Here is an 18,455-nt window from a genome sequence, read left to right on the forward strand (position 1 = left end):
GAAGGTAAAATACGGATTTAACGAAGAATAGAAGGAGAACAGGCAGCGAATGCCGAACTACTGGGTGATACAAAATTTTACAAATGGAGTGAGATTAGTGACTATTTTATGGGAGAATATCGTGCTTACTTTGCTGATCATCTTAGTTCCCCTTCTATTAGTTGCCGGGCTCGCTATATGGCTGATTTTAGGCAGCAGTCGCCGCAAGCCTTAACATAAGAAGAGCCAGAGATCCTCTATAAAGAAGATTCTGGCTCTTTTTTAACCCCTAATCATTCACCCTTAAATTCCCCGATCCCTGAATAAAGCCGCAATCGACCCGCCCTCCATAATAAACTGGATAGCCTGGGACAGCATCGGCGCCACGGACAGCACCTTAAAATGGGCCGGCGGCGGCTCCGGCAGCTCGATCGAGTCCGTTACAATAACTTCCCGAATGTTCTTATGGCGAAGACGTTCCACCGCCCGATCCGAGAACAGTCCATGCGTTGCACAGACATAAGCATCATTGGCTCCGCGCTCTTTAAGTCCCTCTACCACATTGACTATCGTCGTACCGGTATCGATTAGATCCTCAATAATAATCGGCGTATATCCCGCAACATCGCCAATCACATGCGTAATAACCGACTCATTATGAGCCGGCCGTTTCTTGATCATGATCGCGAAGGGAGAATCCAGCCCGCTAGCCAGCTTCTCCGCCATCGATGCCCGCCCGGCATCGGGAGATACGACAACCGGATTGGAAATGTTCTGTGCCTTCAAATATTCGGTCATCAAATCAAGCGCGGTCAAATGATCGACAGGAATGTTAAAGAACCCTTGTATCGCCGGCGCATGCAGGTCGATCGTTATCACCCGGCTCGCCCCGGCGGTGGTCAGCACATCCGCCAACAGCTTCGCGGAAATCGGTTCCCGCGGAGCCGACTTCCTCTCCTGCCGCGCATAACCATAATAAGGCATAATAATGTTAACCGTCCGGGCTGAAGCACGCTTGGCCGCGTCGATCATCACTAACAGCTCGACGAACAGCTCATTGATCGGATGGGAGAGGGACTGCACCAGAAACACATCGGAGTTGCGGATGCTCTCTTCATAGTGAACGTAGATCTCTCCGCTTTTGAATCGGGACAGCTTGACCTTACCCGGCTCAACGCCGAGCCGCTCGCAGATTTGCGCCGTCAATCTTGGATTCGATGAACCCGCAAAAATTCTCAGCCTGGATTCCATAACATCCTCCTGGATCACCATTGTAGTAGTCGTTTATGTAGGAGCTCAGGGAGCCCAAGATAACTTCCTCTTCGTAATCAGTCCTGTTCCAATCGAATCATTCTACGCCGACGCTCCGTGAACGTTGCCAGTTCCCGCACTCCCAGCTCGTACAAAGCAGCCCGCGCAGTATCCAAGTGCTCGCTCAGCTTCAATGGATCATGGGCGTCAGAGCCTACCGTCAGCGGTATCCCGAGCTGAATGGCGGACTCTAGAATGCGATTACTCGGGAACATTTCAGCACATGGCTTGGACAGTCCTGAAGCATTCAATTCCATCGCTATCCCGGACTCCGCTATTGCCGATAATGCGTAATGTTCCAGTGCTCTTGTCTCATCCTCCCTAGCCGGGCCTGGAGAATGGCCGAAACGCTTAATAACATCAAAATGCCCGATGATATCATAAAATCCTGTTTTAGCAGCTTGACCTATTGCTTTATAATAACGCTCATATACGGCAAAGACGTCCTGGCCTTCCCAGTTATGAACCTGCCGGTAATCAGAAATATCCCACTCATCCAGAAAATGCACCGAGCCGATGACATAATCCCAAGGATAGCCTTGAATAATCTTCTCGATCTCTGCCTCCCAGCCTTCGATAAAGTCGCCTTCCAAACCCACCTTCACATCGATCTGGCTGCGATACTTCTCCTTAAGGGCGAAGGCCTCTTCCACATATCGCGGCAGCTCATCCATTGCCATCGCCATCTCGGGGTAATACGTCTCCGGGTTTACATGCAGCAGCGGCATATGATCCGATAAGCCAATTTCGGACAAGCCGATCTCAATCCCTCGGACGACATATTCCTCCAGGCTGCCAACAGCATGGCCGCAGCGGGCATGATGCGTATGATAGTCGATCCAATAATTGTTTTTCCCTGCCATTCACGATCCCTCGCTCTAGTTTATCGGCACACATCTCTCCGCGTTTATAACATGGCTTATTCTCCTGCTTAAGCCATGTGCAGTCGATAGTCGCTGTTAAGCTTCTTGATCCGTGCTTAAGTGTGGATCAATCTCGACGCGGACGTTCATGGCGCCGCTCCAGCTCCTGCATAATATCGTCCAGCGGCAGATTCCGCTCACGCAGCAGTACGAGCAAATGGTAGATTAAATCGCTGACTTCGTAACGCAGCTCGTCATTATCCCCGTTTTTGGCGGCGATGATCGATTCTGCGGTTTCTTCGCCTACTTTTTTCAGGATTTTATCGATCCCTTTATCGAATAAGTAGGTTGTATAAGCACCCTCCGGGCGCTCTTTATGCCGTTCTGCGATCAACTGCTCCAATTCAGCCAAAACGGCAAAACGGCTGCTTCCCTCACCATTTGCCGTAGAGCCTGTACCTGCAGCCCGATCTTTGGACAGCGCAGCTACGCGATAGAAGCAGTTGTCTTCCCCAGTATGGCATGCCGGGCCTTGACGATAGGCCTCCACGAGCAGCGTATCGCCGTCGCAATCATAACGAAGCGAAGCGATTTGCTGCGTATTGCCTGAGGTAGCTCCCTTATGCCATAGCTCAGAGCGCGAGCGGCTCCAGAACCACGTCTCTCCGGTCTCTAGCGATTTCTTCAGGGACTCCCGGTTCATATAGGCCAGCATCAGCACATCCTTCGTGGACGCGTCCTGCACGATGGCTGGAACAAGGCCGTTCTCGTCCCATTGAATGATCTCTTCCAGCTGGTTCAGCGGAAGCTGCGGTTCAAGTTGCTGACTCATCGTATTTCCACTCCTCTGGATATCAGATCTTTTTTCAAATCCGGGATCGCAATCTCTTTATAATGAAAAATCGTTGCCGCCAGAGCAGCATCCGCCAGTCCTTCGGTAAATACATCGTAGAAATGAGACACTTTGCCGGCTCCGCCGGATGCAATGACCGGAATGCCAACAGCACGGCTTACCGCCTTCGTTAAAGAAAGATCGAATCCATCCTTCGTACCGTCAGCGTCCATGCTCGTCAGCAAAATCTCCCCTGCGCCTCTAGATTCGGCATCCTTAACCCACTGGATCGCGCTCATCCCGGTTGCCTTCCGTCCGCCGTGGGTGTATACCTCCCAGTCCTTCAGCTCCTCGTTGTATTTCGCATCAACCGCCACAACGATGCATTGGGAACCGAAGCGCCGGGCGCCATCGGAAATCAAATCGGGATTCAGCACGGCTGCGGTGTTAATGCCGATTTTATCTGCTCCCGCCCGCAAAATTCGCTTCATATCCTCTACCTGGGAAATGCCCCCGCCTACCGTGAACGGGATGGAGATCTCTCCAGCAGTTTGCTTCACAACCTCCACCATCGTCGCTCGTCCTTCATTTGAGGCAGATATGTCCAAGAAGACAAGCTCATCCGCGCCTTCCCGATCATACAGCGCCGCCAGCTCTACCGGATCACCCGCATCCCGCAGATTCACAAAATTTACGCCTTTCACGACCCGCCCGTCTTTCACGTCAAGGCAGGGTATAATTCGCTTTGCGAGCATGATGGATCAATCCTTTCTAAATGGTATCTCAGTTTACGTTATATATGCTCATCCTTATCGATTGAATGCTCATTCCTGCAGCCTGAATTCGGGCTTTTTCCCCCAAGCGCTAGGACTATCCCTTGATGGCCTGAATTGCAGCAGTCAGATCAATGCTGCCAGTATACAGGGCCTTGCCTACAATAGCGCCGCCCACACCCTCCTCGGCATGTGCCGCAAGACGGAGCAGATCCTCCTGAACCGTTACCCCTCCCGAGGCGATAACCGTGCGTCTCGAAGCCTTGGCTAAAGCGACAATGGCCTCTACGTTAGGCCCTTGCATCATCCCGTCGCGGGAAATATCCGTAAAGATGAAGGTTTCGGCACCTTTAGCAGCCAGCTCTTTAGCCAGCACCTCCGCTTGAACCTCCGAGGTTTCAAGCCAGCCGCGCGTAGCAACGAAGCCGTTGCGCGCATCGATGCCGATGGCGACTTTATCGCCATATGTCCCCAGCACGGATTCCGTGAACTGGCGATCCTCAATCGCCGCCGTACCGAGAATGACCCGGCTTACGCCCAGCGATAGCAGGCGCTTTACGTCATCCAGCGTGCGCAGGCCGCCGCCGACTTGAACAGGAACCTGTACGCTGCGAGCGATCTCGCCGATCAGCTCATCGTTCACAGGATGGCCTGCCTTCGCTCCGTCCAAATCAACGAGGTGAATGAACGTACCACCCTGTGCTTCCCAGGACTTGGCTACCTCCACGGGATTGTCGTTATATACCGTTTCACGCCCATAATCGCCTTGAACCAGACGGACACACTTGCCACCCCGAATATCAATCGCCGGGTAGATGATAAATGAAGACATAAGATACGTTCCTCCGCTCTATACATTTCCTCTATTACAAAAGGTTGTTAACTTATTCGCCTCTAGGCCTTCCCCTCTGCCAAGGCCAGGAAGTTTCGCAGCAGCGACATGCCGAGCTCCCCGCTCTTCTCGGGGTGGAACTGCATGCCGTATACCTGGTCACGGCCTACAATCGCCGTCACCGGATGACCGTAATCGGTCACGGCGATCAAATCGCTCTTCGCTTGCGGCTCGACGTGGTAGGAGTGGACGAAGTACACATGTCCTTCCTCCAGCCCCGCAAGCAGCGGGCTCTCCGGCTGCAGGAACGACAGCCGGTTCCAGCCCATGTGCGGCACTTTGTAGTCGCCGCCCGCAAAGCGCACCGCCCTGCCCGGCAATAGGCCGAGGCCTTCGTTGCGCCCATGCTCTTCGCTCTCGCCGAAGAGCAGCTGCATGCCGAGGCAGATGCCGAGCAGCGGTGTGCCGTTTGCGGCGGCTCGCCGCACCACGGCGTCGAGCCCGGTGCCTCGCAGATGCGCCATGGCGTCGCCGAAGGCGCCTACGCCAGGCAGCAGCACGCCGTCGGCACCGAGAATCGCAGCAGCGTCGCCGGTGACGAGCCCCTCGTAGCCGAGGCGCTCGACCGCTTTGCTGACGCTGTGCAAATTGCCCATTCCGTAATCAACGATGGCGATGGCCAAAGTTAGAGCACTCCCTTCGTTGACGGAACACCGCTCACGCGCGGATCAATGCTTGTAGCTTCATCGATGGCACGTCCGAGTGCCTTGAACACGGCTTCAATCATGTGGTGCGTGTTCTGCCCGTAATGGACGATCACATGCAGTGTAACCCGTGCCTCCAGCGCCAGCTTCCATAAAAACTCGTGTACGAGCTCGACATCGAAGCTGCCTACCCGGCTGGACGGATATTCCGCGCGGTATTCGAAATGCGGCCGGTTGCTGCAATCAATGACAACCTGGGCCAGCGCTTCGTCCATCGGAACAAATACGCTGGCATATCGTTTAATACCCCTTTTGTCGCCTAACGCTTCCCGCAGACACTGCCCAAGGCAGATGCCGATATCTTCTACCGTATGATGGTCATCAATTTCGATATCGCCATGCGCCTCGACCGTCAAATCGAAATGGCCATGCTTCGTGAACAGGTCAAGCATATGATCCAGAAAAGGCACATCGGTCTGAAGGTTTGCTTGTCCGCTGCCATCTACGGTAAAACTCAATTTGATATCCGTTTCATTCGTTTTGCGGCTAACGCTCGCGCTCCGCTCTCTTGTCTCTTCATGATTGGTTGTCATCATCTGTTCCCTGCCTTTCCTTCTTTACGCATTCGAATTTCGATCGCCCGCGCGTGACCTTCCAGTCCTTCGCGACGCGCCAGTTCCATAATTGTCTCACCGTTCGCCAGCAAAGCTTCTTTACTATAATAGATTAAGCTGGATTTCTTAATAAAATCGTCTACATCTACCGGGGAGGAATAGCGAGCCGTTCCATTGGTCGGAATAATATGATTCGGCCCAGCGAAATAATCCCCAACCGGCTCCGAGCTGTAGGCCCCGAGGAAAATAGCGCCCGCATTCTCAATCAAGCCAAGATACCTCATCGGATCCTCCACCATCAATTCGAAGTGCTCCGGCGCCATTTGATTAATGACGTCAATGCCTTCCTCAATCGAATCCACCAAGAGGATTACGCCATATTTATCAATCGAGGCTGCTGCGATCGCCTTCCGTGGCAGCTCGGCCAACTGACGCTGAACCTCTTCCTGACAAGCCTTGGCAAAGGCTTCCGAGGTTGTTACCAGCACCGCGGAAGCCATTTCATCATGCTCAGCCTGCGACAGCAGGTCGGCCGCCACATAAGCCGGATCGGCACTGTCATCGGCCAGGACAGCGATTTCGCTTGGGCCCGCCATGCTATCGATGTCTACCGCGCCATAAACCTCGCGCTTCGCCAAAGCAACGTATATATTGCCAGGGCCGCAAATTTTATCAACAGGCGCGATACTCTCCGTGCCGTAGGCCAGGGCAGCAATGGCCTGTGCTCCGCCAACCCGATAGATCTCGCTTACTCCCGCTTCAGCAGCGGCAACAAGAATATAAGGATCGATACCGGCCTTGCCGCTGGTCGCAGGCGGGGTTACCATGACAATCTCCGGCACGCCCGCCACTTGTGCGGGAATGACGTTCATCAGCACCGAGGAGGGATAAGAGGCCTTGCCGCCGGGTACGTAGACGCCAACTCGTTTGAGAGGACGAATGATCTGGCCTAGAATGCTGCCGTCAGGCTGCAAATCCATCCAGGAGTTGCGCTTCTGTCTTGAATGATATGCGCGTATATTCGCGGCTGCCGCCGATATTGCCTTCACAAAGGAGGGCTCCACCCGGTCATAAGCAGCCTGCATTTCCTCCTTCGTCACTCGAAGCGTTTCCGGTGCCAGCTTCATGCCGTCCAACTGCTCCGTGTATTTCAGAAGCGCGGCATCCCCTTCATTTTTTACAGCGTTAACGATGGCCTTGACGACTTCATTCTGCTCCGGTGAACCGTAGTCCACTTCCCGCTTCAGCTGAAATTGTCCCGCCGATACGATTCTCATCCCTGTCTGCCCCCTAACATTTGCTCTCATTCATTCCATAAATGAAACTTCTTCTCTTCTTGCTTCCAATCCAGCCCTGCAGGATTTTCGCCTCTAAGTTACCTGCCGGCCTGGTATTTTCTCTTCCAATCCGACTTTCGCTCTAGCTGCCGATCTCCGTTCTCTGAATGACCCGATTCAATGCGTCGCATACCGCCTGGATCTCACCGTTCTTCATCCGATAGCTCACTCGATTCGCAACTAAGCGGCTCGTGATTTCAAATATGCTCTCCATTTCCACAAGCCCATTTTCTCTTAGTGTACGGCCGGTTTCTACCATATCCACGATACGGTCAGCAAGGCCGATCAGCGGTGCGAGCTCAATGGAGCCGTTCAGCTTAATGACCTCCACCTGCTGGCCCTGCTCGCGGAAATACTGCGAGGCTACATTCGGGTACTTGGTCGCTACGCGCTGATGAATGCCAGGCTTCCAGTCCGGCAGGGCAATGACCGACATCCGGCAGCGGGCGATGCCCAAATCGAGCAGCTCATATACATCACGGTTCTCTTCCATCAGCACGTCTTTACCGACGATTCCGATATCCGCTACCCCGTACTCCACATAAGTCGGCACGTCCACGGGCTTCGCCATAATGAACTCCATGCCGATTTCCGGCAAAGGAATGACGAGCTTGCGCGACTCGTCCACGTCGGTAGGAATAGATAATCCCGCTTCACGAAATAATGCCGCTGCTTGTTTATATATACGCCCTTTGGGCATGGCAACCTTAATAATTTCTCCCAAGGCTTAAGCCCTCCCTTCATCCTTATGTAGATCAGAAACTTACAAAGCTGCGAATCTCGCCATAAGCTGGCCCTAATGGGCCGCTGCCCATGTTTCTGGCTGCCGTCTCGGATAGTAAATCCTCCGCTCTATCGGTATGCTTCATTAGTACGCTTCGCCCTTCACTCCGCAGACGAGCCGCTTCAGCAAAAGCCAGCTTGCGGTTCGCCGCATCATATTGCAGCAATATCGGCAGTTCCCGCTCGACCTGAATGCCATTAACGCCATCCAAAATCCGATTTGTCTTTAACGAGAACCCCGTCGCCGGCGCCGGACGGCCAAATTGCTGGAGCAAATTATCATAGCGCCCACCGCTGCACACGGGAAAACCAAGCTCAGCCGCATATCCTTCAAAGGTCATTCCCGTATAATACGAGAAATCCCCGATCATCGTTAAGTCGATCATGACATGCTGTGCAACGCCATAATCCTCAAGCGCATCCCATACTTGGCCAAGATGCTCTATGGAGGACTGAGCAAGGGAATTGCCGCTAAGCTCCATGGCCTGATGGCATACTTCCTTCCCGCCGCGCAGCTTGAGTACGCCTTCCAATTCTTTTCTCTGCTCTTCGGTCAAGGATAGCTTCGCCAGTGTCTCGCGATAACCGACATAATCCCGGTGCATAAGCACTTCTTTCAATGTCTCGCGAACTTCCTCGCTACCGGGAATCGCTTCCTCCAGCAAACCGTTCAGAAAACCCACATGGCCAAGAGCGATTTTGAAGCTCGTAACCCCCGCTGCCTGGAGAGAGGATACGGCCAGGGCCACTACCTCGGCATCTGCCTCCGCAGAATCGTCGCCAACAAGCTCTACGCCTGTCTGAAAGAACTCCGCTTCCTTGCCCGCTTCCTCTTCAATCGCTCGGAATACGTTCGCATGATAAGACAATCGGAGCGGCAGAGGCTCATCTCTCAACAAAGAAGAAACAACCCGCGCGATCGGAGCAGGCATATCTGAACGGAGCACCATCGTTGTTCCACGGCTGTTAAGCAGCTTGAACAGCTTTTGATCCGATGTTGAACTAGCCACGCCGACCGTATCGTAATATTCCATTGTCGGTGTCATAATTTGACGATATCCCCAGCTGGACATGCAATCCAGTACACTGCGCTCTATTGCCCGCAGCTTCTCTGCCGCAAAAGGCAAATAATCACGCACACCAGCCGGTTTTTCAAATCCTTTCGGTTTAGACAAGACTTTCACCTCTCAGCAGATAAACTATATTAATTACTTTATCATATTAAAGTGCTACCATGCTAACAAATTAAAGGGTATGGCATATTTTATCATACTTGCTTCCGAATCGTCAACGCACTAAAATTTAGCTGCATTTGGAAGTTAAAATGCCTTCTGATACAACTTTATCATATCGTCGGCCATTTGACAGGATATCCATAAAACCGTTTGTGGCTCTTCAGCGTCTTAACATATAAGTGCAAATTACCGCATCGATTTTATACCGTTGGGGTCTACAGAATTTACCTGTGGCCCATAGCAATTACTCAGCTGCATAAAAGCAAAATAGAGTGATACACGGTAACACGCGCAGAAAGGAGCCAGAAAGTGCAGGAAAGAGAATGGGCGGCTGCCGCATGCCTCGGAGATGAAGATGCCTTCTACAAGCTGGTGTCTTCCCAGAAAAGAAAATTGTTCGGCATTGCCCACAGCTATTTAAAAAATGAGGCCGATGCTTTGGAAGCAGTCCAAGAAACGATCTGCCGTGCATGGATCAAATGCCGGCAGCTGCGGGATCCGGCTGCTTTCGTACCTTGGCTCATTCGTATCCTGATTAACTGTTGTCACGATGAGCTGAAGTACCGCAAAAGGACTTTGCCTCATTATAATGAGACATCACAGGAAAAAATTGAAATGATCAGTATTCATAAACTGGATTTGGAACGGGCACTGGATCGCTTGAAGCCCAAGTATCGTGACGTACTGATGCTCAAGTATTATCAGGATATGACATTAACCGAAATTGCCTGTATCCTGGACCGGCCTGAAGGCACCGTAAAGACCTGGCTGCACCAAGGATTAAAGCAAGTACGAGGACATATAGGAAGGGGAGGCGAAGAGTACAATGAGAAACCATCATTTTAATCGGGAGTATGATCGGGAAGAAAGGCTGCTGGCGGATTATTATAAATCCCACGACGCTGCTGCCAAACAGATGGATGAAGAAAAACTAGAAAATGCACTTCTTGCAGGGCTAGCAGCAGGAAATTCTCAGTATAAGCGCCTCGCTCATTACTACCCTTGGAAGCTTGCTGGTGCAGTGCTTGCTTGCTGCCTTATCCTCATTCTCGGCTGGCAGGCCTGGGAGTTGGGAAACAAAGACCGTTCGGCATTTCATGCTTCCCGCTTGGATATTCCAAGCTTCGTATACGACAGAATGACGCCGAAGCTTAAAGATGCAGCACTCCATGGACTGTATCAGCCTATCAACGAGACGGTAATACAAGGAGATTACCAGGTGACTATAAACGGGGTTATTGCTGATCGCACAGAGATGGTTCTATTCTATACATCGGTTAATTTGCCGGGCAATGTTCCTATTTACCCCCGGGATGCCAGATTCCTGGATACCCAGGGAAATCACCTGAATGTTGGGATAGATTATTCTTCAACAACCCCCCAGCCAGGGACATCGACGAATGTGCAGCATGGTGAATTTACACTTTCTTTTCCTAAGAGCGATGTGCCTGACCAATTCAATTTTTCTGCAAAATGGGGGCACGAGCAGGCATCTGATGCGGCACATGAACTCATAGAGTTCCCTATTCAGCTTGATTCCAGTAAATATGCCGGTTTGGAGCATAGAATCAGGGTCGATCGCTCGGCAACGATTGGACCATATACGTTTACCGTTACAGACGCCGTGTTAAATCCATTAACTACAAGGGTTTATGTCCAAATCAAATCCGCCGAGGAGAATTTATATCAAGGGCTGATCGACCCTGTTCTAAGGATAACCCAGAAGGGCTCACGGAAGTCCATTCCGATGCATATGTCAACAATGAAAGGCGATTCGGGCCCGCTTCTTATTGAATTCGACAGCCTGTATTATTCTGAGTGGGAAAACCTATCATTTGGTGCTTCTGGAATGGAAGAAGCGTTAGGGGAGGATTTAGAACTTGTGCTGGATACGGAGAAGCAGGAACTCATTTCTTCTCCGAATGACATAGTGCGGCTGGCTAGCGTAGTTCCAAACGAAGAGTTTATTGATCTATACTTTGAGCTTGATTCCACTTCCGATCAAAGGGTTGCACGCTTTGAACTAGATGAAGAATTTCTGGATGGAAACGGGGAAAAATACTCATTAATTTTGGGTCGTTCCAGCTACCGCTCTTACCAAGATATGTCCCTAACGGTTAACTATAAATTAAAACCGGAAGACTATACTCAGCCGTTAACCTTTAAGCTTCTATCCTATCCCGGAACAGATATGAATCAACCTTTTGAAATTCCGCTTCTCTCCGAGAGCAATTCAAAGAAGTAAGATGCGCCCTCAGTTCCATATCCCCGCCGTTAAAAGAGTATCTCACCTAAAACAATAAAGGATCGCCCTTGGGCGATCCTTACCTTTCCATTTCTTCGGTTGCGGTTACAACAGCCTCCGAAGCTGCTGCTTCTCCTGACGATTTACGCTCAATTACGCGTAGCGGGTTGCCGCCCACGAAAGCTCCCGGTGCGACGTCTTTATGCACGACCGATCCGGCTGCGACGACCGCCCCATCTCCAATCGTTACTCCAGGCAATATGGTCGTGTTTGCTCCAATCATAACCTCATGCCCAATGTGAACCTCGCCTAAACGATATTCCTTGATCAAATATTCATGAGCCAGGATCGTCGTATTATAGCCAATAACGGAATTTCGCCCAATCGTAATTAATTCTGGGAAGAATACATCAACCATGACCATGAGACCAAAGGCGGTATGCTCTCCAACCTTCATGCCAAGAATGCGGCGATAAATCCAGTTCTTTAGCGGCAGCACCGGACAATACCTAGCCAATTGGATGAAAACAAAATTTTTGACACCCTTCCATGGACTTACCGTACGGTACAGCTGCCACAGTGCATTCGGCCCTTCTACTGGATAACGCTGCACTCTTCTCACTTCTTCTGTAGCTCCCATCCTAATATTCCGTATAGATCGAGCATGTCCTCCAAAATATAATCCGGATTGTACTTTTTCAGCTCCTCTGCCCCTTTAAGCGACCAGGCTACTGCTGCGGAGAGTGCTCCGGCAGCTTGAGCCGACTTAATGTCCGCAGGACTATCCCCTACCATCAATGTGCGTTTGGGGTCGGCATTCAACCGCTCCATTGCCGTCAAAACCGGCTCGGGGTGCGGCTTCGGATGCGTGACGTCCTGAACCGTAACAATCGTATCCATATATTTCAGCAGTCCAAACAGCTCCAATACACGCATCGTAGATGGTCTGATCTTGGTCGTAACAATCCCTACCTTGATCCCTTTGTCTTTCAAAGCAGAGATTACTTCATCAACATGTGGAAATCCCTTGACCATCGTATCGTGGTGTACCGTGTTAAATGAGCGATAATCGGTAACCAGCTCCGCGACATCCTGCCAGCCCGAGAAGGCTTGAAACTGCTGCTCCAGCGTCATGCCCATATAAGGAATGATCTGCTCCCGGGTATGCGGCTGCTTGTGCTTGTCTAATACATGCTGAAACGACGCTATAATCAGTTCGTTTGTATCGACAATCGTTCCGTCTAGATCAAATAACACTGTGTCTATCTTCAAGTTAAGCTACTCCTTTTTCTGTTCCTCATCTTCCGCCTTGGTGGTATCCGCACCATTCTCTGTCGCGTCCAGCACCTTCTTGTTCAGAGCGGTTGTGCTGGATACATTCTCGATTTCCTGATTCTTCGTAGAAATAATCGGATCACTGTACCGTGGCAAATCAGGTATCGTTCTGCGCCGAATGGCGATGAAGACGATAGCGATAACAATGATAACCAACGCCAACAACTGAGATATACGAACATTGCCATAGGTGGGATCCAAATGCCCAGGCTCGAATCCGAGCCATAGCATCGGAGACCATAGCCCGTCTACAAAAGCAGCCAGCCACTCTGGCCCCTTAAACGCCAAGCTATCCGTACGTAGGGCCTCGATAAAGAAACGGCCGATGGAATACCAAATGAAGTAGGAGAGGAATAGCTCTCCTGCCCGTAAAAACTTCTGTCTTCTTAATACGAAGAGCAGCAGCAAAACGACTAAGTTCCATAATGATTCATAAAGAAATGTAGGGTGACGGAATACGCCCTCTATGTTCATTTGGTTCACGATAAAAGACGGTAAATGCAAGTAATCTCTTAAAAAAGCTTCCGTCGTCGGTCCGCCATAGGCTTCCTGGTTCACGAAGTTTCCCCAGCGGCCGATCATTTGGCCTATGATCAGGGAAGGTGCACTAATATCCGCGATCCTCCAGAAGCTATAACCGCGTCTTCGCACCAAAATCACTGCACCTATAATTCCGCCTATAAGTGCACCATATATGGCTATGCCGCCTTCCCAGATTTTAAAGACATCCCAGAAATTATCCTTATATTGCTCCCATGTAAAAGCGACAAAGTAAATTCTAGCAGCGATAATAGCCGATGGAACTCCTATCAACAGCAAGTCCATGAAAAATTCCTGAGGAATGCCGAAGCGCTTCCCCTCTCGAATCGCCAGAAGCAACCCGACCAAAGCGCCGGTTCCGAGAATTAATCCGTACCAGTGTACGGCGATACTTCCAATAGAAAAAGCTATCGGATCCAATAACAAAGTGCCCATCATTCACGCTCCTAGTCCAAATCGTCGATATCTTCCGCAATCGTCTCGGTCAGCTTTGTCGTAAATTGCAATGCCGCATTATACCCCATCCGCTTCAGGCGGAAGTTCATAGCGGCCACTTCAATAATGACGGCCAGGTTCCGTCCAGGCCGAACCGGAATCGTCGCCAGCGGGACATCCGTATCAATGATCCGCGTGGTCTCCTCATCGAGTCCAAGCCGGTCATATTGCTTCTCCTGCTGCCAAGCCTCAAGTCTGACGACGAGGGAAATGCGTTTATTGTTACGAATGGCCCCTGCACCAAATAGGGTCATGACGTTAATGATACCGACACCCCGAATCTCGAGTAAATGCCGAATTAATTCTGGCGCAGTCCCATGAAGCTGATTGTCGGAGGTCTGACGAATTTCTACGGCATCATCGGCAATAAGACGGTGGCCCCGTTTAACCAGTTCCAGAGCAGTCTCACTTTTACCGATCCCGCTGGAGCCCGTAATAAGCATACCCACCCCATACACGTCGACAAGCACGCCATGAATCGTTGCCGTAGGGGCAAGCTTCTTCTCCAAGAAGCTGGTAATTCGGCTGGATAGAATCGTTGTCGCCATATTGCTGCGCAAGACAGGAATATTCTTGACTGAGCTGATTTCTGTCAGCTCCTGCGGCACTTCCCAGGATCTTGTCACGATGATGCACGGCGTCTCATCACTGGAGCACAGACGCTCCATGCGATCACGACGCTCCTCAGCTGGCAGCATTTCAAAGAAAGCCAGCTCCGTCTTCCCTAGAATCTGTACCCGCTCTGGCGGATGGTACTCGAAATAACCGGCCATTTCCAGGCCGGGACGATATAAATCATCCACTGTGATGATTCGTTTCAAGCCTTGCTCTCCGGACACGACCTCAAGTCCGAACTGGTTGACCAATTCTGATACTTTCACTTTTTTAGGCATGGTGTTCTCCCTCTCCAAGCCGCTAGCCGCAAAATACCACATGACGGCTAGCGCCCTGCAAATATGTCAATAAAATCCAGTGACAGCTGCATTTATTTCATTGTATTCATCGTAAAGGAAAATACGACGTAAATCAATTGTCACCCCGGTTTACAGCAAAAAACCGCCCCGAAGGGCGGTTTTGATTATCTGTTATGATTAGCTGAAAAATACGTTTTGCTCAGTTTCTTTATCGAAGATATGAATTTTGTTCATATCGATCGCAAGTTTCACATTATCGCCTTCACGAGTGTTGGAACGTCCGTCCACACGAGCGATCAGCGGGGAAGTGCTGCTCAAGTACAACAGCATTTCGTGACCCAGGTTCTCTGTTACGTCTACGCTTGCCGTGAAGACGGTATTTGGAGATCCTTCCAAGAAGATTGGCTCTTCATGGATGTCTTCTGGACGTACGCCCATGATAACTTCCTTGCCGCTTGCATATCCTTTTTCCTTCAGGGTAACAGCTTTACCTTGAGGAACTTCAACTTTAAGAGCATCGGATTGGAAGTATACAGCGCCGTTTTGCTCTACAATTGTACCGTTAATAAAGTTCATTGTAGGGGAACCGATAAATCCAGCAACGAAAATATTCGTTGGTTGGTTGTACAGCTCTTCCGGAGAAGCAGCTTGTTGAATGATACCATCTTGCATAACAACGATACGGTCACCCATCGTCATAGCCTCTGTTTGGTCATGCGTTACATAGATACAAGTGGTTTCCAGACGTTTAACCAGCTTTGTGATTTCCGCACGCATTTGACCACGGAGCTTAGCATCCAAGTTGGAAAGCGGTTCGTCCATGAGGAAGACTTGTGGATCGCGGACAATCGCGCGTCCCAAGGCAACCCGTTGACGCTGACCACCGGAAAGTGCCTTCGGTTTACGTTCAAGCAAGTGCTCGATGTCGAGAATTCTTGCTGCTTCGCGTACACGTTGGTCGATTTCTTCCTTTTTCACTTTACGAAGCTTCAGACCGAACGCCATGTTTTGATATACGTTCATATGCGGATACAATGCATAGGACTGGAAAACCATCGCGATGTCGCGATCTTTAGGAGCCACGTCGTTTACGACACGGTCGCCAATGTACAATTTACCTTCAGTAATTTCTTCAAGACCTGCGATCATACGGAGCGTAGTAGATTTACCACAACCGGATGGTCCAACCAATACGAGGAATTCTTTATCTGCAATGTCAAGGTTAACGTCGATAACGGTTGCTTTGTCAGCACCTGGGTATTTTTTAAAAATGTGTTCTAAGCGTACGCCTGCCATGAGTTCTGCCTCCTAGAATAAAATTAGTATCAAAGATTAATCCAAATGTAATCGGATTCATTTCGTATCTTTATCTTAACCTAACCGGGCAATAGAGCGCTATCCACAAAATGCACAAAAAACCTAGTCTCTATTTGTCACTTTATACAATAGCATTCCCAGCTTCACCACAACCGCATCATGAAAACTGCGCACATCAAGTCCTGTCTCCTGTTTGAACTTATCCAGCCTATATAGCAGCGTATTCCGGTGAATATATAATCGTTTGGCAGTTTCGCTTACATTACAATCCAATTGAAAAAAGGTTTCCAGCGTGGTCAACGTCTCTTCATCCTTCAATAGACGAATCTGATTTCCGGTATCATCTATAAATCTTTGCCGCTGGGCATCCGGTATGCTATAGACTAGACGCTCCAAACGCAGCTCCCAAGGGAGATGAATTTGCTCCGTTACATGAAAAATACGACCAAGCGTCAGCGTTTCGCGCAATAATAGTGCCGTTGATACAAGCGCCTGCTCTGGAGCAATCGGCTCGCCGACCGCCAAGTGAAATCCACCGCCGACCCATTCATTGGTAATCAGCTCATACATGCCTTGACTCAGAGCGCTCAGCATATCCCGTTCCGTATCTAAACCCTCTTCATTTTCGTCACGAAGATCCGTCAATAGCTTCTCCCCGACAAGAACATACCACTCTTCCTTTAGGGGCAGCAGCACAATGTCACCGCTAAAGTAACTGCGCAGCAGCTTATTTAACTTTGCATACGATATATCCATGGCCGAATGGTTCTCCCAGCCAAGCAGGAAGGGGAGCATGGCCCCGTTTATCTTCACTTTCCGAGTTAGTGACTCCGGGACAATGGCTTGATACTCCCCGTGCTCCAACTGTTCTTGAATCCACGCCCCTAATTGCTGGCTGCGATGCTCATCGTCTTTTTTCACGCCACCTGCCGGCAATGATCGCTCTCCGTCAACCGCAGCCATTAACAGCTCGATCAGCCTTACTTCGGTCTCGGCTAAATTTGACGTGTTTGCTTCAAGTACTTGAACCGTATGATTATGAATTCCACCAAGCCAGAGTGAGCGATCTTCTAGTACAATTGAACGAGCCATTGTCGTCCCCTCTGATTTCCTATAATTCGTCAAATTCCCCCACTCCTGCAATTCCATGCTTAATACATTTACAGGAGCCTTGATTATGAGTTCCAGTTGCTTCTTAAGTAAGTTAATTTCCATAAAAGGTGCCTTTCTGGAGAAGCCCGTTTTTTATTGACTATAGTCCATATTGTATCATGATCCTTAGGAAATATTAAAATTTGCTTCCTCCAGGAGATTTGAATGAAACAACAAAAAAGCCGTCAATGTGACATTGACGACTTTTGAGATGAGCCATGAAGGACTCGAACCTTCGACACCCTGATTAAAAGTCAGGTGCTCTACCAACTGAGCTAATGGCTCTTACTGGTGGAGGCTGATGGATTCGAACCACCGAACTCGTACGAGAACAGATTTACAGTCTGCTGCGTTTGGCCACTTCGCTAAGCCTCCAGATTCATGCCGGATCAGGACCGCTGCCTGAGAGCATAAAAGTGGCTCGGGACGGAATCGAACCGCCGACACGAGGATTTTCAGTCCTCTGCTCTACCGACTGAGCTACCGAGCCATATGAAATTTGGTCAAAAAAATAAAGCGGTTAAGTTTGTAACTTTCCCACTTCTTGTGGAAATACCTTATAAATAATTTCATAAAGTTAATGGCGGAGCCGACGGGATACTCTTCGCTACGCTCCGAGACTGCGATGGAATGCTAACGAAGCTAATGCTTCGACGAACCCTTATGGGTTCTCATCCCTATTCCAGAGAAGTAATGGCGGAGCCGACGGGATTCGAACCCGCGGTCTCCTGCGTGACAGGCAGGCATGTTAGGCCTCTACACCACGGCTCCGCAATAATAGCTCCAAGAGAAAAAAATGGTGCCGGCGAGAGGACTTGAACCCCCAACCTACTGATTACAAGTCAGTTGCTCTACCAATTGAGCTACACCGGCATAGGAAAAATATAAGTATGGTGGAGGCTAACGGGATCGAACCGCTGACCCTCTGCTTGTAAGGCAGATGCTCTCCCAGCTGAGCTAAGCCTCCGAAATAAATTATGGTAGCGGCGGAGGGGATCGAACCCCCGACCTCACGGGTATGAACCGTACGCTCTAGCCAGCTGAGCTACGCCGCCAAACATATATGCTTGTACTAATGGCGGAGAGGGAGGGATTCGAACCCTCGCACCGCTTACGCAGTCTAACCCCTTAGCAGAGGGTCCCCTTATAGCCACTTGGGTACCTCTCCAAGCCATAAATCCAAGGATGTTAATC

General features: G+C 50.2%; 18 protein-coding genes and 8 tRNA genes. 2 read left to right on the top strand and 24 right to left on the bottom strand.

Features of this window, described 5'->3' with window-relative positions; translation table 11 throughout:
* Positions 1 to 282: 282 nt before the first annotated feature.
* From ACE3MQ_RS26320 to ACE3MQ_RS26365, 10 genes are all read right to left on the bottom strand, one after another.
* Positions 283 to 1,230 carry a ribose-phosphate diphosphokinase gene (locus ACE3MQ_RS26320; RefSeq protein WP_379398422.1) on the bottom strand — a complete coding sequence of 316 codons (948 nt, stop codon included), beginning with the start codon at positions 1,228 to 1,230 and terminating at the stop codon, positions 283 to 285.
* 77 nt (positions 1,231 to 1,307) lie between these two features.
* Complete coding sequence (gene hisJ / locus ACE3MQ_RS26325; RefSeq protein WP_379398424.1) at positions 1,308 to 2,153, bottom strand: histidinol-phosphatase HisJ; 846 nt, start codon at positions 2,151 to 2,153, stop codon at positions 1,308 to 1,310.
* Between the two features lie 127 nt (positions 2,154 to 2,280).
* On the bottom strand, positions 2,281 to 2,985 hold the full coding sequence (gene hisIE, locus ACE3MQ_RS26330) for a bifunctional phosphoribosyl-AMP cyclohydrolase/phosphoribosyl-ATP diphosphatase HisIE (RefSeq protein ID WP_379398426.1): 705 nt from the start codon (positions 2,983 to 2,985) through the stop codon (positions 2,281 to 2,283).
* Positions 2,982 to 3,740 (bottom strand): imidazole glycerol phosphate synthase subunit HisF, encoded by a 759-nt coding sequence (hisF, locus tag ACE3MQ_RS26335; protein ID WP_379398428.1) that lies wholly within the window; start codon positions 3,738 to 3,740, stop codon positions 2,982 to 2,984. The genes hisIE and hisF overlap by 4 nt, the downstream gene beginning before the upstream one ends.
* A gap of 115 nt (positions 3,741 to 3,855) precedes the next feature.
* Entirely contained in the window at positions 3,856 to 4,590 is a 735-nt protein-coding gene (hisA, locus tag ACE3MQ_RS26340; RefSeq protein WP_379398430.1) for a 1-(5-phosphoribosyl)-5-[(5-phosphoribosylamino)methylideneamino]imidazole-4-carboxamide isomerase, read from the bottom strand.
* Positions 4,591 to 4,652: 62 nt separating this feature from the next.
* Positions 4,653 to 5,273 (bottom strand): imidazole glycerol phosphate synthase subunit HisH, encoded by a 621-nt coding sequence (gene hisH, locus ACE3MQ_RS26345; protein WP_379398432.1) that lies wholly within the window; start codon positions 5,271 to 5,273, stop codon positions 4,653 to 4,655.
* 2 nt (positions 5,274 to 5,275) lie between these two features.
* The gene (gene hisB, locus ACE3MQ_RS26350; protein WP_379398463.1) at positions 5,276 to 5,887 is read right to left on the bottom strand and encodes an imidazoleglycerol-phosphate dehydratase HisB; all 612 of its coding nucleotides are present in this window, start codon (positions 5,885 to 5,887) and stop codon (positions 5,276 to 5,278) included.
* Complete coding sequence (gene hisD, locus ACE3MQ_RS26355) at positions 5,887 to 7,185, bottom strand: histidinol dehydrogenase (RefSeq protein ID WP_379398434.1); 1,299 nt, start codon at positions 7,183 to 7,185, stop codon at positions 5,887 to 5,889. The genes hisB and hisD overlap by 1 nt, the downstream gene beginning before the upstream one ends.
* Before the next feature lie 142 nt (positions 7,186 to 7,327).
* On the bottom strand, positions 7,328 to 7,969 hold the full coding sequence (gene hisG / locus ACE3MQ_RS26360; protein WP_379398436.1) for an ATP phosphoribosyltransferase: 642 nt from the start codon (positions 7,967 to 7,969) through the stop codon (positions 7,328 to 7,330).
* A gap of 31 nt (positions 7,970 to 8,000) precedes the next feature.
* Positions 8,001 to 9,203, bottom strand: coding sequence for an ATP phosphoribosyltransferase regulatory subunit (locus ACE3MQ_RS26365; protein ID WP_379398439.1), 1,203 nt, complete (start codon positions 9,201 to 9,203; stop codon positions 8,001 to 8,003).
* A 369-nt stretch (positions 9,204 to 9,572) separates the two neighbouring features.
* Between ACE3MQ_RS26365 and ACE3MQ_RS26370 the strand changes: the two genes are divergently transcribed.
* Together ACE3MQ_RS26370 and ACE3MQ_RS26375 are read left to right on the top strand one after the other, a co-directional pair.
* Positions 9,573 to 10,109 (top strand): sigma-70 family RNA polymerase sigma factor, encoded by a 537-nt coding sequence (locus ACE3MQ_RS26370; protein ID WP_379398441.1) that lies wholly within the window; start codon positions 9,573 to 9,575, stop codon positions 10,107 to 10,109.
* A complete protein-coding gene (locus ACE3MQ_RS26375; protein WP_379398443.1) occupies positions 10,090 to 11,508 on the top strand; it encodes a DUF4179 domain-containing protein in 1,419 nt (472 codons plus the stop codon). Before ACE3MQ_RS26370 ends, ACE3MQ_RS26375 begins: the two co-directional genes overlap by 20 nt.
* Positions 11,509 to 11,587: 79 nt before the next feature.
* Here the strand turns inward: ACE3MQ_RS26375 and ACE3MQ_RS26380 are convergent, their stop codons facing one another.
* The 14 genes from ACE3MQ_RS26380 to ACE3MQ_RS26445 form a co-directional block, all read right to left on the bottom strand.
* A complete protein-coding gene (locus tag ACE3MQ_RS26380) occupies positions 11,588 to 12,130 on the bottom strand; it encodes an acyltransferase (protein WP_379398445.1) in 543 nt (180 codons plus the stop codon).
* Entirely contained in the window at positions 12,127 to 12,780 is a 654-nt protein-coding gene (ppaX, locus tag ACE3MQ_RS26385) for a pyrophosphatase PpaX (protein WP_379398447.1), read from the bottom strand. The genes ACE3MQ_RS26380 and ppaX overlap by 4 nt, the downstream gene beginning before the upstream one ends.
* A 6-nt stretch (positions 12,781 to 12,786) precedes the next feature.
* The gene (gene lgt / locus ACE3MQ_RS26390) at positions 12,787 to 13,818 is read right to left on the bottom strand and encodes a prolipoprotein diacylglyceryl transferase (protein ID WP_379398449.1); all 1,032 of its coding nucleotides are present in this window, start codon (positions 13,816 to 13,818) and stop codon (positions 12,787 to 12,789) included.
* 11 nt (positions 13,819 to 13,829) lie between these two features.
* Positions 13,830 to 14,771: an HPr(Ser) kinase/phosphatase gene (hprK, locus tag ACE3MQ_RS26395; protein WP_379398451.1), complete on the bottom strand. Its 942-nt coding sequence runs from the start codon at positions 14,769 to 14,771 to the stop codon at positions 13,830 to 13,832.
* Between the two features lie 198 nt (positions 14,772 to 14,969).
* Complete coding sequence (locus ACE3MQ_RS26400) at positions 14,970 to 16,088, bottom strand: ABC transporter ATP-binding protein (RefSeq protein WP_379398453.1); 1,119 nt, start codon at positions 16,086 to 16,088, stop codon at positions 14,970 to 14,972.
* Between the two features lie 123 nt (positions 16,089 to 16,211).
* Positions 16,212 to 17,234: a PucR family transcriptional regulator gene (locus ACE3MQ_RS26405; protein WP_379398455.1), complete on the bottom strand. Its 1,023-nt coding sequence runs from the start codon at positions 17,232 to 17,234 to the stop codon at positions 16,212 to 16,214.
* A 239-nt stretch (positions 17,235 to 17,473) separates the two neighbouring features.
* Positions 17,474 to 17,546, bottom strand: a tRNA-Lys gene (locus ACE3MQ_RS26410).
* Positions 17,547 to 17,550: 4 nt separating this feature from the next.
* Positions 17,551 to 17,636 (bottom strand) — tRNA-Tyr (locus tag ACE3MQ_RS26415).
* 42 nt (positions 17,637 to 17,678) lie between these two features.
* Positions 17,679 to 17,751 (bottom strand) — tRNA-Phe (locus ACE3MQ_RS26420).
* Positions 17,752 to 17,955: 204 nt separating this feature from the next.
* Positions 17,956 to 18,032 (bottom strand) — tRNA-Asp (locus ACE3MQ_RS26425).
* 26 nt (positions 18,033 to 18,058) lie between these two features.
* Positions 18,059 to 18,134, bottom strand: a tRNA-Thr gene (locus ACE3MQ_RS26430).
* An 18-nt stretch (positions 18,135 to 18,152) separates the two neighbouring features.
* Positions 18,153 to 18,228: transfer RNA gene (locus tag ACE3MQ_RS26435), tRNA-Val, on the bottom strand.
* 11 nt (positions 18,229 to 18,239) lie between these two features.
* Positions 18,240 to 18,316: transfer RNA gene (locus ACE3MQ_RS26440), tRNA-Met, on the bottom strand.
* Between the two features lie 21 nt (positions 18,317 to 18,337).
* Positions 18,338 to 18,429 (bottom strand) — tRNA-Ser (locus tag ACE3MQ_RS26445).
* Positions 18,430 to 18,455: the final 26 nt, after the last annotated feature.

The organism is Paenibacillus lentus (assembly GCF_042714055.1).
Classification (GTDB): domain Bacteria; phylum Bacillota; class Bacilli; order Paenibacillales; family Paenibacillaceae; genus Fontibacillus; species Fontibacillus lentus_A.

What these genes read in the sequence shown, in the direction of transcription:
- hisIE (WP_379398426.1), bottom strand. Translation starts at nt 2,985, where the DNA reads ATGAGTCAGCAACTTGAACCGCAGCTTCCGCTGAACCAGCTGGAAGAG.
- hisB (WP_379398463.1), bottom strand. Translation starts at nt 5,887, where the DNA reads ATGACAACCAATCATGAAGAGACAAGAGAGCGGAGCGCGAGCGTTAGC.
- ACE3MQ_RS26400 (WP_379398453.1), bottom strand. Translation starts at nt 16,088, where the DNA reads ATGGCAGGCGTACGCTTAGAACACATTTTTAAAAAATACCCAGGTGCT.
- lgt (WP_379398449.1), bottom strand. Translation starts at nt 13,818, where the DNA reads ATGGGCACTTTGTTATTGGATCCGATAGCTTTTTCTATTGGAAGTATC.
- hprK (WP_379398451.1), bottom strand. Translation starts at nt 14,771, where the DNA reads ATGCCTAAAAAAGTGAAAGTATCAGAATTGGTCAACCAGTTCGGACTT.
- ACE3MQ_RS26375 (WP_379398443.1), top strand. Translation starts at nt 10,090, where the DNA reads ATGAGAAACCATCATTTTAATCGGGAGTATGATCGGGAAGAAAGGCTG.
- hisJ (WP_379398424.1), bottom strand. Translation starts at nt 2,153, where the DNA reads ATGGCAGGGAAAAACAATTATTGGATCGACTATCATACGCATCATGCC.
- ACE3MQ_RS26320 (WP_379398422.1), bottom strand. Translation starts at nt 1,230, where the DNA reads ATGGAATCCAGGCTGAGAATTTTTGCGGGTTCATCGAATCCAAGATTG.
- hisA (WP_379398430.1), bottom strand. Translation starts at nt 4,590, where the DNA reads ATGTCTTCATTTATCATCTACCCGGCGATTGATATTCGGGGTGGCAAG.
- hisD (WP_379398434.1), bottom strand. Translation starts at nt 7,185, where the DNA reads ATGAGAATCGTATCGGCGGGACAATTTCAGCTGAAGCGGGAAGTGGAC.
- hisF (WP_379398428.1), bottom strand. Translation starts at nt 3,740, where the DNA reads ATGCTCGCAAAGCGAATTATACCCTGCCTTGACGTGAAAGACGGGCGG.